Consider the following 18213-nt stretch of genomic DNA (forward strand, 5'->3'; position numbering starts at 1 on the left):
TTCGCATGAAATAATTTCATTCAATATTTTCCTCTGATTTAACCTGCCAAGCATTACGTTGCACTGCGCAATGAATCCTAGTTCGCTCTTTAATTTCTCCAATATAGTTACCATCCGTATGACAATCCACGTCATCTTCGTGCATGAAAATAGTAAATTGATTGCCTTGCAAAAAAGTAATTTCTTTAAATTTTGTATGCTTTTCAAAAAACACTGTAACAAAAACTAGTAGCAATTTGAGGCGTGAAATACCGTGAACGATTGTTATTTCGATTTGTTCATCGTCAGGTTTTGAAGAGGGAGAAATTTTCATCCCTCCTCCGAAAAAAGGTTGATTGCTCATCGCAACAAACCACGCCTGTTGAAATTGCCATTCTTGATTGCCAGTACGGATAGTAACATTAAAGCATTTAAAGCTAAATAGCCCTCTTACAACAGCCGCTGCATAGGATAGCTTACCGAGCCCTATTTTGTTGAGGTAAAACTTCAAACGTGATTTATTAATACGTTTTGTAACATACGCATCAAAGCCCACACCAGCATTGTTGACAAATATCTCCTGCTGTAGATCTTCAAACTGAACAGTACCAACATCCATCGGGAGGCTAGCCATTTCTTTTGAAAGATAGCTTTCAATTTGAGAAGCATTTTTAAATGTAGTAAAGTATCGTGCGAAATCATTCCCAGAGCCAGCACGGACTACACCAATCACTATAAATTTATTATGTACAATGCCACTAACAACCTCATGTATTGTGCCATCACCGCCAACAATAACGATTAATTTTTTTGTTTGAGCATCTTGCGCCCAATTTTTTGCAAGTTCCTGTCCATGTCCCTCATACTCTGTAAAAGCAACTTCATAGTTAATTGTTAAATGCTGTTGAAGGCGATACCAAACTTTCTTACCTTTTCCATGTCCCGCTGCTTCATTCACAATAAATAATACTTGCATTCACTAATCCCCAGCTGTTTGAGAAGATTGCTTCCAAATATCACGATTAAAGGATGTTGTTTGTACATTGTTTAAAATCGTTTGAGAAGCACGAATTTGCATATGCTTCATGGGAGAGGAAACTTTCCTTAATTGCTCCATCCACTCTCCATAATTTCGACGATCAACAAATTGAATTCCGTAAGGAGACCCTGGATAATCGAAATAGCCATTCTGTGTTAAAATAACCTTCCGTATCGGCATATCTATATTGTCCTGCTTAAATAATTGAGTTAAAACAGACTCCATTCGATTTAAACTTATCATCGGATTAAGGACTTTCGTATCCTTCGTCCCTACTTTTTTAATCCAGAATCGTTCACTGCCTCCCACATAAACTGCTTGATTTTCCGCTTGTAGCACTGTTATACAAATACATTCTGTCGGTGACATTAGCACAACATCAAGCTCTATAGGCGCTTTTCTAATTTGTAAAATAGGATAATAAAAAAGCAAATAGTTATCTGGTAATTTTTGCAACAAATTTCGTAGTAAGGGATCACGCATAAAACGAGGATCTACATACGACTTTTCACGTAGTGTTGAACTTGCCCACTTCATTTGGAAATGGAAAAATTGATCGATAAACATTCGTTTTAATTCATGAATAGATTGCGGTGTATAGACAATTTTAGGTTCAAATGTTAAAGTCGTTTCTTCCTCCGGTATGATATCTTCATCACTCACTAGTTCATTCGATATTTCTATCTGTTCAACGTCTTCATTTTCTTCCTTCTGACGACCAGCGAATATTTTTTTGAATAAAGAGAATCTCTTTTTTTCTGCGAAAGAATCATTTTCTGAATCGTCGTCGGTATGTTGCCACTCACTAATTTCTTCTCCCAACTCCCACTGTCGCTTAACACGCTCCCATTGACTTTGCTTTAAGCGTACAAATTGTGTTGGGTATCTTGCTAAATCAATTTGATAGCGTGAAATATAATCTTGTAATTTCACCAATTGTGCCATGTGTTTTGGTCACTCCAATCTTACTCGCCCTATATCTAATTTGCTTATTTTGCCACTATTGCTTGGAAGGCAAACCAATCGCAATATCAATTTCGCCTTATAGCTGTCGCGTTGTTGAATTATAGATAAATAGACATTTGCATTCATTACATCGACATTTGGACTTTTTCTTTAAATCCCGATAGTAATTATTCTGTAGTCCATCTTATTTATTTTACATGACGTTTCAGGAGAAAACATCCATAATTTGTTCTATAGAAAAAGAGAACTACCCAAGTTTAAGGTAGTTCTCTTAGAAGATTCTTATTTCGCATTAATAGAAAGCGGTAATTTCGCTTCGAACGCTTGTTGTAATTTACGAGTCCACTCTCCTGGAACTCCAGCACCAATTTTGTTTCCATCAACATCGATAACAGGTGTTACTTCAGAAGATACAGATGAGACAATTACCTCATCCATTGATAATACATCAGCCTTAGTCATTGGTTCTTCAATAACTGGTAAATTAATTTCCTCAGCACATTTTAAAATAACTTGGCGTGTAATACCGTTTAAAATGAAGTTATTGGCAGGGTGTGTATAAAGCTTACCATCTTTAATGCCGTAAACATTTGCTGATGAACATTCTGTTACGATGTCACCACGATGTAAAATAGCTTCGTAGCAGCCTTTTTCAGATGCTTCCTGTTTTGCCAGTACAGCACCTAATAAGTTTAATGATTTAATATCACAACGTAACCATCGAATATCCTCTACGAAGGTAGCCTTAACACCTTTTTCGAAATTTTCATATGAACGCTCGCCAGCTTTAACATTTCCTGTTAATACAGCTGGAACACTTGCATCAGGGAAAATATGATTACGAGCAGTTGTACCACGTGTGATTTGGAAGTAAACATGGCCCGTTTCCAAATTATTTTTTTCGATAAGTTCGTGTAATAATTTGTGTAATACATCCTTAGTATAAGGTATAACAAGACGAATTTTTTCGGCACTTGCATAGAAACGATCAATGTGTTCTTGTGCTGTGAACATGTTTCCGTTATAAACTTTAATCACTTCATAAATACCGTCACCAAATTGGTAACCTCTGTCTTCTGGAGATACTGCGATTGATCCTTCTTCAACGATTTGATCATTCCATAATGAATATGCCATATTTAAATTCATCCTTTTCATATATAATTTATTTGTTTCCTGCAAGTTCAACAATTGCTTCAGCATAAATAGCTGTTGCTTTAATGAGATTTTCAATGACGACAAACTCGTCCGCACGATGCGCCACGTCAGGTTCACCCGGGAACAGCATGCCAAATGCCACACCTTTTTTCATCACACGTGCATACGTACCACCACCTGTAGAAAGTAAAGGCGTTTCATAATCTCCTGTTTGACGTCTATAGATACCTGCTAAAGTCTGGATAAATGCATCATCCTCACTTACATAATGAGGCTTTGAGTCATCTTGAATATCCAATGAAAATCCTTTTGCCACAGCTAAACGTTGTGCTTCCGTGATTTTTTCATCAAACGGATATGTGACAGAATAGCGCATGCTAATAACCATGCTGCCGCCTTTAGAGACATCATAGTTTACAATGCCTGGATTCAATGTAGTTTTACCAGACATTTCATCCTCAAATTGTAAATCAAGCTTATTACCATAATGGTCTTGATAAAAAACATCTGCGGTAAAGTCGACAAATTGTTTACTTACCTCTGTCGTCAACTCTTGTTGTAAAAATGCTGTAAGATAAACAGCGGCATTGACACCTTTCTCCGGTTCCATTGCATGGGCTGCCTTACCTTTGATAGTTATTATATAGCGAGAACCCTCGATTAATAAAGAGCCTTCTAGCTGATTTTTGCTTAAAAATGTGTGAAAATTCTGTTCGAATTGTGAGGAAACGAACTGCACTGTTGCTTTTGCAAAATCAGGTACCATATTTGGTCGCTTTCCAGCATTAAATAGTAATAGCTGTTCTTTCGAAGCATCGCCTGTTTTATTTTGAGAGAACACTAGCTCTGCAATGCCTTTTTCAGCATTGATGAGCGGGAAATCCGCATCTGGTGCAAATCCAATCGCCGGCATTTCCTCATGTTTAAAATAGTGGTCGACACAGCGGAAGCCTGTTTCTTCATCCGTCCCGATAATCATACGCACTCTTTTATTAAGCTCAATGCCTGCATCTTTGACAAGTTTCATGGCCATCCATGCCGCAATTGTTGGGCCTTTATCATCTATTGCGCCACGAGCAAATAGCTTACCATCTGCTACAGTGCCGCTAAATGGTGGGTATGTCCAATCTGCTTCATCACCAACTGGTACTACGTCAACGTGACATAAAATACCTAATAAATCATCACCTTCACCCATCTGTATGTGACCTGCATAATTATCGATATTTTTAGTTTGCAGTCCTTCAGCTTGGCCCTTTGCTAATAACCATTCAAGAGCCTTCAGTGGACCATCCCCAAAAGGTACTTCAGTAGTAATCGTATTCTCATCGAGAACACTATTAATTTGCACAAGCTCCTGTAACTCTTGTATTAATTCATCTTGCCTTTCCTTTGCAGCTTGTAACCAATCCATACGATGGACCTCCTTCAATGTATTAACATTATTCTACTCTTTACAACATAAATTACAATCGTCTTTCTTACAACTTTTCAAAATCATATTACTAACGCTACCACATATAGCACGTTTTTCACTTATTCCCACAAAATACAGTATAAATTTTATGTTTTAATTGTAAATTTCCCTTGCATTCACTAGAAAAATGGCTAGCTTTTCTATATAATGAAGTCATCAGAATAATTTTTCTGAATATAAAATTAGAAAAGGGGATGTCTAAGGCAGCTACTTATTAGCCTAAGTGCACTCCGCACATATTGTCGTCCGCTAGTCTTTGCCAAGAGAATTAAGATGAAGGAGTGGTTCATTTATGAAACCAACTACTGATCGAATGCTTAATCGTATTAAAGATGTGTACATGTTTATTTTAGACAAAGGAACCGTGTCTACACAGGATTTAGTCGAAGAGTTTAGTATCACTCCTCGCACCGTTCAAAGAGATTTGAACGTGTTAGCCTTTAACGATTTGGTGATGAGTCCAAGTCGAGGCAAATGGACAACGACGAAGAAAAAAGTAAAATTGACGTCTTAGTTTTTACGTATAATACGTAAAGCATTTTGAATGGGAAAAGAATGACCTTTCGTCGTGGTCATTCTTTTTTTGTTCTCTACTATTTTGTAGGCATTATGTTTAATTGTCATTAGTTTCTTATAAAATTCTGTTCCTCCATTTCAGTCATTCAATTTTTTGATGACTTAACCTTTTGCATTAATTAATCTTTCGTTGTTTGATGCCATTTGTTAAAACTTATGCTATGCCCCCAGGAAGCTTTGCTCTGCGCGAAAGCAAAGCGGCAGCTACAATGTTTTATCTGTGCGAAAGCGTAGCGACAGCAACAAATGTTTTCTGCAGCGAAAGCGAAGCGGCAGCTACAAAGCACACAGCCGGAACGGAAATCAACCCCACGTTATTGTTATGAACTATATTACTATATTGATGAAATCATTTTTTGCTCATCACTAAAACTAGGAATGATTTTTATTAAAGCGTATGCTTTGAGATAGTTGATTGGAGTGGAGGCTGGGCGACTCCTTGGGGATTAGCGTCACAGATGAGACCCTGGAGCGAGCAAAGCGAGTGAAGCGGCTCATCGGACGCCCCCAGGAAAGCGCACAGCCGGAACGGAAATCAACCCCACGTTATGGTGATTAACCTTATTTACACTAAGCATCTCCCTAAATCCCCCTATATTTGCTAAATTCATTTTTATAACATTCATTCCCCAGATATTTTCCGACTATTTACAATTCATTAACAATCCGTTAAAATCGAAACATTCTACTTTTTGAGAGGAGGATTTTCTATGAAACTTCCTAAACTGTTTCATCCCCTAGTTTGGATTATTTTAGGGGGAACTATTTTCACACGTATTGCAAGTTTAATGGCAATGCCCTTTTTAGCAATTTACTTACATAATGAAATTGAAGCATCCCCTTTACAAATAGGTTTGACAATTGGTATTGCACCGTTAATCTCCACTGTTGGAGGGTTCTTTGGGGGTTATTTGACTGACCTATTTGGTAGGAAAAGCGTCATTTTACTGACTATTGTTGTTTGGAGCTTTGTGTTCTTTGGCTTTGCAACAGCCCATACAGTTTGGTTCTTCGTCATATTAAACGCACTGAATGGCTTATGTCGCTCCTTCTTTGAACCCTCGACACAAGCATTAATGATTGATTTTACTCCTGCCGAAAATCGAAAAAGATTGTTTTCACTTCGTTACACAGCGATTAACATAGCGGCTGTAATCGGTCCTATTATTGGTGTTTATATTTCTCAATTGTCCAGTCCAAATATTCCATTCATGCTGACAGGGGCAATGTATATTATTTATGCCGTATTTTTATTTTTCGTTTTAAATCGCTATGAAATGCAACAACAAAAAGCTTCAGCCCCAACTAAAATACTGCAAACCTTTACGATTCTATTGACGAATCGTGTACTACTAAGTTTTATTTTTGGGGCGATTATAATAAATATTGGTTACTCTCAATTTGACTCAACACTGCCACAAATCATTGAACTTAAAATTGAAGATGGTGCGAAGCTCTATTCTCTCCTCATTTCGCTAAATGCAGCAGTTGTGTTATTACTACAATTACCGATAAGTATACTTTCTGAACGTTTTTCATCGACAGCTACTCTATTAGTAGGGATTCTGTTTTTGGCATTTGGTCTTTTATTATTCGGCTTCTCCAATAACTATCCCCTATATATGATCGCTATGATTATATTCACGATTGGTGAAATCTTCGCCTTTCCGACTATGAGTATCATGATTGATGAGATTGCCCCTGATACACAAAAGGGAATCTATTTGGGAGCAGCTCAATTTAAAAATCTAGGTGGCTTTATTGGACCAATTATTGGTGGGTGGTTACTAACACATTATATGAACGCAATGTTTGCGGTTATAGCTGTTCTTGTTTTATGCAGTTGTATATTTTATAGATCAAAGCTTAAGCCGCAACAAACATAAAGTGTACCCGATGCGTTTTTCCAGGCATTATTTGCAGACAAAAAAATTGCTCCATTTCCATCAGCGACATCAAGCATTTGAAATACTTGCTTAGTCTCACTAGTAGGAATGGAGCGAACATATAATTTTTTTAAACTTTTTTAATAGCTTTTGCTTTTTTCTTCAGCAATCTCTTTATAACTAGTATATTGGTCTTTACCCGCATTCTTTGATTGATACAACGCCTTATCTGCACGTTCAAATAGGCTTCTTTCTGTCTCATCTGGATGTATGCAATTGGCACCACCCATACTAACTGAAAGTACGGACCAACTATCAATAGAAACTTGATCCGCATATTTCAAGTGATGAATTTTCTCCAAAATCGAATTCGCTAATTTTTCCATATATTCATCTCTCGTATCGTATAAAACAATTGCGAATTCATCCCCTCCAAATCTAACAACAAAGCCGTTTGTCCCTACTTCTTGTTTTAAAATTTTTGCTGTTTCAATAAGGATCTTATCCCCTTCAACATGGCCAAACTGATCATTTACTTGTTTAAAATTATCTAAATCTAGCAGCAATAAGCCAGGTTGATTTGTCTTCCTTTTTCTTATTAAATCATCCATTTTTCTAATATAGGTAGCACGATTATAAACATTCGTTAATGGATCATAGGTTGCGAGTTGAAATGTTTTAGATAGAAGTTTGTTGATGACTAATAGCATGATGAAAGAAGTTGCTAAGGCAATACAAAGCAGAATCTGAAACTGCTTTGTATTTTTAGTTAGCGCTCTCACCTCTGTTAAATTGCCATACTTTACATAAACAACCCTTTTAGAGGACTCTCCTCGATTTTCTTCTGCTTGATATGGTAAAAAACGATATCTCTCGATATAGCCATTTTTAAACTTCTTTTGATATTCCGTTGGCTTCATCGTTTTTTTTGCTAACATAAAATGCTCTTGAAATATTTCCGATTGATCATTTACAGTTTTTTTACGAGAATCGTCAAAGAAAACCCCTCCCGCATTTATCGTTTGTACTTCTAATAAATCAGGATATTTATCAATTAGATAGTCAGCCGTCTTTCCGAAGTTAAAGGTTTGAAATACAGGATCCTCTAGTAAATCTATACCAACCTCAAATAAATATTTCTTATCAGGAGTTGCCAAATATCCAAATTTCCGATATCCCCCAGTAGTTGTTGAAATATCAATACCATCAGTGTAGTATTCCCCACTTGATCGACGTTCGTCTAGTAAAGCAGAAAAACGATGGCAGCATTGGGAAAAATTTAAGCCTTTATCTTTTTCAAAGGTTGTATAAATTACGGTATTTGATTGATCGAGTATATATACATCCATTTCATACTCGTTTTTTATTTTCTGTAAATCCCACTTTGCTAAATATGGATTTTCTTCATATGATGTAATTAATTTTTGTAGTACTTCTTCCATTTTGTTAGAAAGATTCTTATCAAAATAAGAATGGGCATTATCTACTGTTTGCATATCTGTCAGAATATGATTTTCTATTAATGTTCTATTCAAAACTTCTTGTTTTTCTATATCAGCTACGAGTATTTGCCTGTTGACATAAGAAATTACAGCAACGAGTATTAATGCAAAAGCAATTAAAGATATTAGTAATTTAATTCTTAAGTTTTTCATTAACTTGTCCTCTACTTATTTTCACCATCATTTTTTTCAGAAACATTTAGAGATTAATTAGTATGATAGACTATTTTAATTATACCGTTACTGGTATATGTATGTATATAAAAAATGCCTCGATGCTAATCTTCGTTAGCATCGAGGCATCCATTACTCCCTATTTTTTAAGTAGGCTAGCTCTTCAGCAGTTAATTCTCGATATTCACCTAATTCTAGACTGTCATCTAGCTTTAGGCTGCCCATCGATAGGCGTTTTAAATAGGTTACACGTTTTCCTACTGCCTCAAACATACGCTTCACCTGATGAAACTTACCTTCTTGAATCGTTAACTCAATTTCTGATTGCTGAGCAGATTTTAATATAATAAGCTCTCCTGGTTTTGTTACATAGCCATCGTCAAGCTCAACACCCTGAGCAAATTTTTCACAATCGTCCTCAGTCACAATTCCTTCTATTTGAGCATAGTAAACCTTCGGTACATGTTTTTTAGGAGACAATAAATTATGTGCTAAAACGCCATCATTTGTTATCAACAATAATCCCTCTGTATCTTTATCCAAACGACCAACAGGGAAAGGCTGGAAGTGTTGATGTAAAGGATCTAATAAATCGATGACCGTTTCATCTCGTAAATCTTCCGTTGCAGAAATAACCCCAGGAGGCTTGTTCATCATGAAGTATACAAATTCTGTATACATCACACGTTCATCAAATACGGAGATCTCCTGCTTTTCAGGATCAACATGTAATGCTGCATCCTTCACATACGCACCATCCACTGTCACTGCTTTTTGCTTTAGAAGCTGCTTAACTTCCTTGCGTGACCCATAACCCATATTCGACAGTAATTTATCTAATCGCATTCGTACCTCCTATTTAAATCCCAGTTTGTTCGTAATTCTTGTTAAGCGTTCACCGAGAAGTTTTTGTGCTAAGCCTAGACGTAAAGACAAGAAGCCATACACTGCTATACCTACTCCAGCACAAATAACAGAATACACTAATGCAGAGAATTTACCATCTACAGGACCCATTAATAATTCTAAAAGTTTATGAACGATTAGTACACTTACCGCCATTGCCGCTGTCAAAAGAGAAATGAGCATGACACGACGAATAACCATTTCTGATTTGTAGTTCAGTGTATGTCGTAGCACAAGCATATTAATGATAATTGAAACACTATAGCCAATAGCTGTAGCAAGAAGTGCGCCATCTGCCTCCATCCAACGAATTAACGGAATGTTAATCGCTAGCTTGACGAAAATTCCAGTTAATAAGCTTAAGACAATCCACTTTTGGAAGTCAATGCCCTGTAAAAGAGCTGCTGTCACTTGGAATAAAGCAAATAAAATAGCAACAGGTGCATAATGGGCTAAAATCATAGCCCCCATCTCACTTTCAGTATAGAGCATAAAGTAAATTTCATTCGATAATAATGAAATTCCAACTACCGCAGGCAATGTAATAAAAATTAATATTTGATATGTTTTATCCATTGCATGTCGTAGCGATAAATATTCACCTTGCGTAAAGTACTTTGTAATCGTTGGTACTAGTGCCGACGAAAAACCTGTAGCTAACATTACTGGGATAATGACAACCTTTTGTGTTGTAAAGTTAATCATTGATAAATACTTATCCGTTACTTCAGCTAAGCCTATAGATATCATAGCTCCATTAAATGTTAGCATATCCACTAATTGGAACAACGGATTGGCTACGCCTACAAATACCATCGGAATTGAATACGTAATTACTTCTTTATATATGTTGGACATTGGTAGCTGTGTAGACGTCACACTTTGACTGCGCAGTAAATCAAATTCAGGTTGATACTTCTTCCAATAATAGTAAAGTACTAGCAACCCACCAATTGCCCCAATAAATGCAGCAAATACTGCAAAGGAAACAGCTGTTTCTGGTTTCCCTTTGAAAACTACCACAACTAAGAAAGAACCACCCAATAACACAACAATACGAACAATTTGCTCAACTAACTGAGAAACCGCTGTAGGCTCCATTTTGTCATAACCTTGGAAAAAGCCCCGCCAAAGACTCATAAATGGCACAACAATTAATGCAAAGCTAACCCAGCGAATAACTGAGGCTATTTGCGCTACCGTAAATGCCTGTTCATCACTTTTTATCACTAGACCCGCTATTGGCGTAGCTAGTATAAAGAGAGCAATAAACGCCGCGAACCCAGTACACATCATTATAACTATGCCAGATTTCATTAGCTTGCGGCCTGATTGGTAATCACCCAATGCATTGTATTTAGAAACAAATTTGGATACAGCAATTGGTGCACCCGAGATAGCTATTGCTAGCATTATAGAATAGGGAATATATGCATATTGATAGAGGGCAACATTTTCCTCACCCACAATCGCATAAAACGGAAAAATATAAATTAATCCGAGTACCTTCGATAAAAACATCCCCATTGTTAATATCGCAGTACCTTTCATTAAATTGGACATTGTACCCATCCATTCATCGTAAAATCAATTTTCATTATCGTAACACTTAGGAAAAATTGTAAAACTTTTCCGTTTAAAAGGCGCCTCTGAGGTTTCTTCTACTACCTGGGCCCTTTTAAGAACTTGCAAACGCTGCCATATAAAAAACGGTTCTTATTCATTGTTAAAACTACCGCACTATCTTAACCAAATTCAGCAAAGCAGCAAGAAAAGCACTTCCTAGTAAAATATTAAATAAGTAAACCAACTGTAATCTTAACATATTTATAGGTAAACAGACGCATAAATACATGAAAAAGTTCTAGAGAATCAATAAAAATAACGGTTATGTCCCCTACGGAAATAGAAGGCTTAAAATAATCGGTGGAGATTAAGAAAACCCCCACCGATTAAAGCTACTTCTTTATTACATATCTACGAAAAATTGTTTATACCATACTAGGAACACATAGACTGTCCAAATATAACGTCCACGATTTGCCTTACCTTCATAGTGCTCATCTAGATAGCCTACTAATTGTTTTGTATCAAAGAATTCATTGGCAAAATCAGTTGTAAACATTTCTTTTACCAACTTATAATACTTTTCTTCACGCAACCAGTGACGAATTGGCACTGGGAAACCAAGCTTTGGACGTTTTGCCCATTCTTCAGGTAATTCCTGATGTGCAGCTTGACGAAGAACATATTTCGTATCAATATCATTGACACGATATCTTGATGGGATGTCTTTCGCTAATTCCATCACTTCTTTATCTAAAAACGGTACACGCAATTCAATCGAATGAGCCATACTCATTTTATCCGCTTTTAATAAAATGTCGCCAGGCATCCAAAGATTTAAATCAAGATACTGCATTTTAGTAACATCATCATCACCTGGAACTTCATCGTAAATACGTTTAGTAATCGATTTTACAGATGGACCATTTTTATAGTCTGGCTTCAAGACATTTAATGCATCTTCTTCATCCCATACAACCGCTTCCCCAATGAAGCGTTCTTCTACGGTTTGACCACCTTTAACAAGGAAGTTCGTATATTGATTTTTAGGTAACGCCTCTGCTAGGCCACGTAACGCTTTACGGATACCAAAAGGTACCTTCTCATATTTTTGCATTTTGCCAGAGTTTTGATACCATGCATAGCCACCGAATATTTCGTCCGCACCTTCACCTGAAAGTACTACGGTTACATCCTTCGATGCTAACTCAGAAAGGAAGTAAAGTGGTACAGAAGATGGGTTTGATTGCGGCTCGTCCATATGCCACTGAATTTTTGGTAATGCTTCAAAACACTCATCTGCCGAAATATATTTACGCTCATTTTGAATATTTAATGTATCAGATAAATCTTTTGCTAGATTTGTTTCATTAAACATATCCTCGTAGTCGGAGAAACCAACAGAGAAGGATTTATCAGGGCGTAATAATGAAGTAATATAACTTGAATCAATACCACCTGATAAGAAAGAACCAACCTTTACATCACTTATTTGATGAGCTTCTACAGATTCTTTCACTGTCGTACGAATGTCTTCAACATATTTTTCAATTGGAGCTTCTTTTGCATGGAATTTTTTATCCCAATACTGCACAATTTGCTTTTGTCCATTTTTAATAAGGATATAGTGTGCTGGTGGTAATTTGTACACACCTTTAAAGAAAGTTTCATCCATTGAAGAATATTGGAACGTTAAATATGGACGCAACGCATCTTTATTTAACTCTTTAATAAATGATGGGTGTGGTAAAAATGATTTAATTTCTGAACCGAAAATAAAAGTACCATCCGTTGTGTTTTCTGTGTAATACAGCGGCTTAATACCAAAGCCATCACGAGCGATAAATTGTAAATCATTCTTTTTATCCCAAATACAGAATGCGAACATTCCGCGTAGTTTTTTCACAAATTCAACACCGTATTCAACATAACCATAAATAATAACTTCACTATCAGACTGAGTTTTAAAGTTGTGACCTTTTTCAACCAAATCAGCACGTAGCTCTTGGAAGTTGAAAATCTCTCCGTTAAATACGAGAACGATGTTACCATCAGCGCTGTACAATGGCTGATTTGCCACGTCTGATAAGTCGATAATACTTAATCGACGGAATCCTAACGTTACTGTATCATCACTGTGAATCCCGCCGCTGTCAGGTCCACGGTGAATAATTGTATTCATCATATTTTCGATCGTTTGATGATGATCGATGACATTTGTTCCATTAATATAGCCTATAAATCCGCACATTCTATTTTTCACCTCATAATTTAGTGCATAACCTTTACCATAATAGCATGAAAAGACATTCATTTCATACTGACAATATAGATAAAGCAAAACTTTCATCAGTGAGGTTATTCAACACTGATTATTCGTCCAACCAATGAGCACTTTATCTCTCTTAAAAACACTTCAATTTTCAATCTTCCATCTAAAATTCACACCTGATAGCTCATCACCGAAAGTTTTGGATGACATTGTGATAAAAAGTATGTCATGTGTATAAGTTGATTGTAGTGGAGACTGGGCGACTCCTTGGGGATTAGCGTCACAGATGAGACCCTGCAGCGAAGCGAAGCGGCTCATCGGACGCCCCCAGGAAGCTCTGCTCTGCGCGAAAGCGAAGCGTCAGCGGCAAAGCGCCCAGTCGGAACGGAAATCAACTCCACGTTATGGTGACGAGCTACTTAAAGTAGAAGATAAGAAATTATAAAATACTTTTGTTGTATTTTCAATGTGAAAGAAGCCCCTCTATATAGACTTCATGTATAATAGGAAAGATTCCTAATTTGAAAAGAAAGTGAGTTTAAATATATGTACGATGTTATCGTTATCGGTGGTGGCCCCTCTGGTTTAATGGCTGCTATCGCTGCTGGAGAGCGTAAAAAGAAAGTATTATTATTAGAAAAAGGGACGAAGCTCGGCAAAAAATTAGCCATTTCAGGCGGCGGTCGCTGTAATGTCACAAATCGATTGCCAGTTGAAGAAATAGTTAAACACATACCTGGAAATGGCCGTTTTCTTTACAGCCCATTCACAGTTTACAATAATGAGGATATTATCACATTTTTCGAAGGACTCGGTGTAGCATTAAAAGAGGAAGATCATGGGCGTATGTTCCCTGTATCGAACCGCGCGCAAGATGTTGTAGATGCACTTATTCGTCAGCTTCAGAGGCTGCATGTAGAAGTACGCTTAAATACCCCCGTCAATAAACTGCTAATGGATGAGGAAAAAATTCTCGGGGTACGCCTTTCGGATGGTACAGAAATTCGTAGTGAAGCAGTAATCGTGGCAGTTGGTGGGAAAGCTGTTCCACAAACTGGCTCAACAGGAGACGGTTATCCATGGGCAGAGCGTGCTGGCCATACAATTACTACACTATTCCCTACTGAGGTTCCTGTTCTATCGAAAGAAGATTTTATTCAAGCACGTGAGCTACAGGGACTTGCGTTACGGAATGTCGCTGTCTCTGTTTTAAACAAAAAAGGCAAAGTGCTCGTAACACATCAAATGGACATGCTCTTTACTCATTTTGGATTAAGCGGTCCTGCTGTTTTACGCTGTAGTCAATTTGTCGTGAAAGAATTAATGAAAACAGGTTACGAGCCTGTGACAATGCGTATTCAAGCACTTGTTGATTATAATGAAGAAACATGTCTGCAATATTTAAACAGACTCATTAAAGAAGATCCCAAAAAAGCGGTAAAAAACGTTTGGAAAGGAATAACACCTGAACGTTGGCTTCTATTTTTATGTGAGCGCGCAGACATCGATGTACAATTGACAGGTACTGAATTATCACAGGAAAAAATCCGCAATTTAGCTAAACTTCTCGTTAATTTCACGATGACAGTTAGTGGTACGCAGTCCCTTGAAAAAGCATTCGTCACTGGAGGCGGCGTCTCTGTTAAAGAAATTGAACCAAAGACAATGGCTTCAAAGAAAAAGGCTGGTTTATTTTTCTGCGGAGAAATTCTTGATATTCATGGCTACACAGGTGGCTATAATATAACATCTGCTCTTGTGACAGGACGAATTGCAGGGATGAACGCAGGACTGTAATATACTCGGTATCTCAGAATTTTATCAGCGATTTTTCGGGAGTTATCAGCGATATTGAACGGCTTATCAGCGATTCCAATGGCTTATCAGCGATTCTAAGTCCTTTATCAGCGATATTCAACGAATTATCAGCGATTCTAATAAAAAGCGTGTCCCGAAAATAAGGACACGCTTTTTTTAGCCTTCTTTAGACATATAGACTTCCTCGTATGGTTGAATGATGACAAATCCTTCACCTGAAAATGCCATTTGAATGGATTCACCACTACCACGACCGATAAATGTTCGGAAGCTAATATCTGTTTTAAACTCTGGTGCCAAATTACCTGACCATGCTACTGTGGCATGCGGATCAGTATAGACCGTTTCACCAGGCTTCACTAACAATGTTAACGGTTCGAAATGAGTTGTAATGGCTACCTTTCCTTTTCCTTGTAAAGTTACATTAAACAATCCACCTGACATGACGCCTGCCATTTTACGCATTAAGTGAATATCCCAATCAATACTTGGCTCAAAGGCAAGTAAATCATTACCGTTTACGCAAATGCTTTCATCTTTTAAATCGAAGACCGTTATTTTTTTCCCTTGATCCGCTAAATAAAGTCGTCCCTTACCTTTCGCTTTCATAAGTTGCGTACCTTCACCTGTTAATGCCTTTTTGAACATTTTACCAAGGCCATGCTCCAGTACACGTTCACGCTCAAACTTAATATCTCCTACATAAGAAATCATTGCGCCCATTTTCGACCAAACCTCGCCATTTAGGTTGACCTCTAATACACGCTCAGTTTCTAACTCGAAATATTCATTTTCGTTGTCGTCCTGCTGTGTTTTATTAATAAAATCGTTTAAAGAAAATTTCCCCATATCACATTGCCTCCTTATTTATTTTATATACGTTTTAATTTTCGAAAAGATTCAATCAAATCAAAGAAGTAAAAAAACGAATAATTGAATAAAACAGTTGAATCTTTTATTCATGAAACGGTAACCAATTTACGCTTTCATTATGAATCGTTTCGTTCATGGCGAAATGACTAAAAACGTCAGTTGTTCGGTCACCCTCTTGAAAATCAATTAATGAACCTCGCATTTGCTTTCCGTTACAAAATTTCTCTTTTAGTAGCGAAATCACTTTATTTCCAGTAATGATATTGACATCCGATACCAACTGTTATACATTAAACAGAGATTGATCAAGTGTTATATAACAACAGTTGCACAAAAAAAGACCATACAAGCGTCATGTGCGAAATGACACTCATATGGCCAATACCTTCAAGTGCGAATTGAAAGTATAATTTATTGTGTTGCGGAGACGTCTCCAACCTTTTCAGAAGCTTCTTTTAATGCTGTTCGTTTACGTACATCTGCACGTAAAGTTAATGAAATAATTAATGAAGCAGCAATTAACCCTGTAAACACATAGAATACTGGAATATAACTTCCATAAGAGTTTTTAATAGTGCTTACTAAAAGCGGACCAAAAATACCACCTAATGACCAAGTCGTTAATAAATAACCATGAATAACTCCAAGTTGTTTCGTACCGAATAAATCACTTGCAAATGCTGGTAGATTCGAGAAACCTCCACCATAGCAACTAACAACTAAGAAAATAAGTGCTTGGAAAATAATAACGTTTGTTGTATGCGGTAAGACGATAAATGTAACTAGCTGTGCGATAAAGAAAATTACAAAGACGTTCGAACGACCAATATAGTCAGACACAGCAGCCCATACTAAACGACCACCACCATTAAATAATCCCATTATCCCTACCATTGCTGCGGCTCCCGCAACTGATAATCCTACAATTTCTTGAGCCATTGGAGATGCAACAGAAATCATCATAATACCTGCTGTTACGTTTACTAAATGCATCGACCAAAGCATCCAGAAATGCTTAGTTTTTACAGCTTCACGTGCTGACATGACAGCTAAATCTTTCTTCACTACTTCTTTACCATTATCTGCAGCAGCCTTCATATTCGCTGGCATATAACCAGGCTTAGGCGGTGCTATATATGAAGCCCCTAAAATCATTAACGTGAAATAACTTGCCCCTAAAATAAAGTACGTTGTAGAAATACCAACAGCCTCCATTAAGTTAGCTGCGACTGGTGCTGTAATAAGTGCTCCTGAACCAAATCCAAGTACAGCCATACCTGTTGCTAATCCGCGGCGATCCGGGAACCATTTTACTAATGTCGATACAGGCGCAATATAACCAATACCCATACCCAATCCACTTAGTAAACCATATGTTAACCAGTACATTGTTACGGAATCCATTGAAATCGCTACACCCGCACCAGCTTGTCCTGCTCCAAATAGAACAGCTGCTACCATCGCGGATTTACGTGGTCCCATCTTTTCTACTAAGTTACCAAATAATGCTGCGGAAAAACCAGCAAGCCCCATCATTATTGTAAAGGCAACCGTTACATTTGTTTCGCTCCATCCCATTTCTGTGACAATCGGTAGCTTATATACACTGTATGCATATGCTCCACCGATCGAAAGATGAATAGCGATTGCGGATAATGCAATTAACCATCTATTTTTATTCATAAATTCTCTTTTCTCCCCTCTTTTGCTACCTGTGAAAGTTTTATGAACGTCCATGAAAATAATTTACCACTTAGAATTATTCAAATGCAAGATGTTTTTTCAAAAAATATTATTTCTCGAAAAAGTATTTTATTTTCCATCCTAATAATCTTATAACGAAAACCTTACTCCCTCTAAGTAAATAGCCGTTTATTATACGAAAACCACAACATTTTTTAGCTAATATTATTTTTCTACTCTATTATCAAACTCTACATAAATTATTTCGATATAATTAATTTTGTGCATATTTTCACATGCAATCAATGTATATTCCGATCTTTCTAACTCACTTATTT

The 18213-nt window shown here is 37.0% G+C and carries 13 protein-coding genes; 3 read left to right on the forward strand and 10 right to left on the reverse strand.

The genetic code is table 11. From position 1 onward, the window contains the following. Positions 1-16: 16 nt before the first annotated feature. From MOK21_RS05595 to pepV, 4 genes are all read right to left on the reverse strand, one after another. Positions 17-955, reverse strand: coding sequence for a diacylglycerol/lipid kinase family protein (locus MOK21_RS05595; RefSeq protein ID WP_249072969.1), 939 nt, complete (start codon positions 953-955; stop codon positions 17-19). Between the two features lie 3 nt (positions 956-958). Then, on the reverse strand, positions 959-1963 hold the full coding sequence (locus MOK21_RS05600) for a nuclease-related domain-containing protein (protein WP_249072970.1): 1005 nt from the start codon (positions 1961-1963) through the stop codon (positions 959-961). A 303-nt stretch (positions 1964-2266) separates the two neighbouring features. Further along, a complete protein-coding gene (dat, locus tag MOK21_RS05605; RefSeq protein WP_249072971.1) occupies positions 2267-3121 on the reverse strand; it encodes a D-amino-acid transaminase in 855 nt (284 codons plus the stop codon). 28 nt (positions 3122-3149) lie between these two features. After that, entirely contained in the window at positions 3150-4556 is a 1407-nt protein-coding gene (pepV, locus tag MOK21_RS05610; RefSeq protein ID WP_249072972.1) for a dipeptidase PepV, read from the reverse strand. Positions 4557-4911: 355 nt separating this feature from the next. Between pepV and MOK21_RS05615 the strand changes: the two genes are divergently transcribed. Both MOK21_RS05615 and MOK21_RS05620 read left to right on the forward strand, forming a co-directional pair. Next, entirely contained in the window at positions 4912-5133 is a 222-nt protein-coding gene (locus MOK21_RS05615; RefSeq protein WP_049667439.1) for a DeoR family transcriptional regulator, read from the forward strand. A gap of 772 nt (positions 5134-5905) precedes the next feature. Next, entirely contained in the window at positions 5906-7081 is a 1176-nt protein-coding gene (locus MOK21_RS05620) for an MDR family MFS transporter (RefSeq protein WP_249072973.1), read from the forward strand. 140 nt (positions 7082-7221) lie between these two features. Here MOK21_RS05620 and MOK21_RS05625 read toward each other — a convergent pair whose 3' ends face one another. From MOK21_RS05625 to asnB, 4 genes are all read right to left on the reverse strand, one after another. Further along, positions 7222-8736, reverse strand: a complete 1515-nt coding sequence (locus tag MOK21_RS05625; protein ID WP_249072974.1) for a GGDEF domain-containing protein — start codon at positions 8734-8736, stop codon at positions 7222-7224. Positions 8737-8889: 153 nt separating this feature from the next. After that, entirely contained in the window at positions 8890-9603 is a 714-nt protein-coding gene (locus MOK21_RS05630) for a pseudouridine synthase (RefSeq protein WP_249072975.1), read from the reverse strand. A gap of 9 nt (positions 9604-9612) precedes the next feature. Further along, positions 9613-11226, reverse strand: coding sequence for a putative polysaccharide biosynthesis protein (locus tag MOK21_RS05635; protein WP_249072976.1), 1614 nt, complete (start codon positions 11224-11226; stop codon positions 9613-9615). 406 nt (positions 11227-11632) lie between these two features. Continuing rightward, a complete protein-coding gene (gene asnB / locus MOK21_RS05640) occupies positions 11633-13480 on the reverse strand; it encodes an asparagine synthase (glutamine-hydrolyzing) (protein WP_249072977.1) in 1848 nt (615 codons plus the stop codon). A gap of 567 nt (positions 13481-14047) precedes the next feature. On the opposite strand from asnB, the gene MOK21_RS05645 reads away from it, so the two are divergent. Continuing rightward, positions 14048-15298, forward strand: coding sequence for a BaiN/RdsA family NAD(P)/FAD-dependent oxidoreductase (locus MOK21_RS05645; protein ID WP_249072978.1), 1251 nt, complete (start codon positions 14048-14050; stop codon positions 15296-15298). Between the two features lie 177 nt (positions 15299-15475). On the opposite strand, the gene MOK21_RS05650 is transcribed toward MOK21_RS05645, so the two are convergent. Next, positions 15476-16168, reverse strand: a complete 693-nt coding sequence (locus MOK21_RS05650) for an AIM24 family protein (protein WP_249072979.1) — start codon at positions 16166-16168, stop codon at positions 15476-15478. A 435-nt stretch (positions 16169-16603) separates the two neighbouring features. Further along, positions 16604-17875, reverse strand: coding sequence for an L-lactate MFS transporter (locus tag MOK21_RS05655; protein ID WP_249072980.1), 1272 nt, complete (start codon positions 17873-17875; stop codon positions 16604-16606). Between the last annotated feature and the right edge of the window lie 338 nt (positions 17876-18213).

Source organism: Lysinibacillus sp. BPa_S21 (assembly GCF_023337795.1).
Taxonomy (GTDB): Bacteria; Bacillota; Bacilli; order Bacillales_A; family Planococcaceae; genus Lysinibacillus.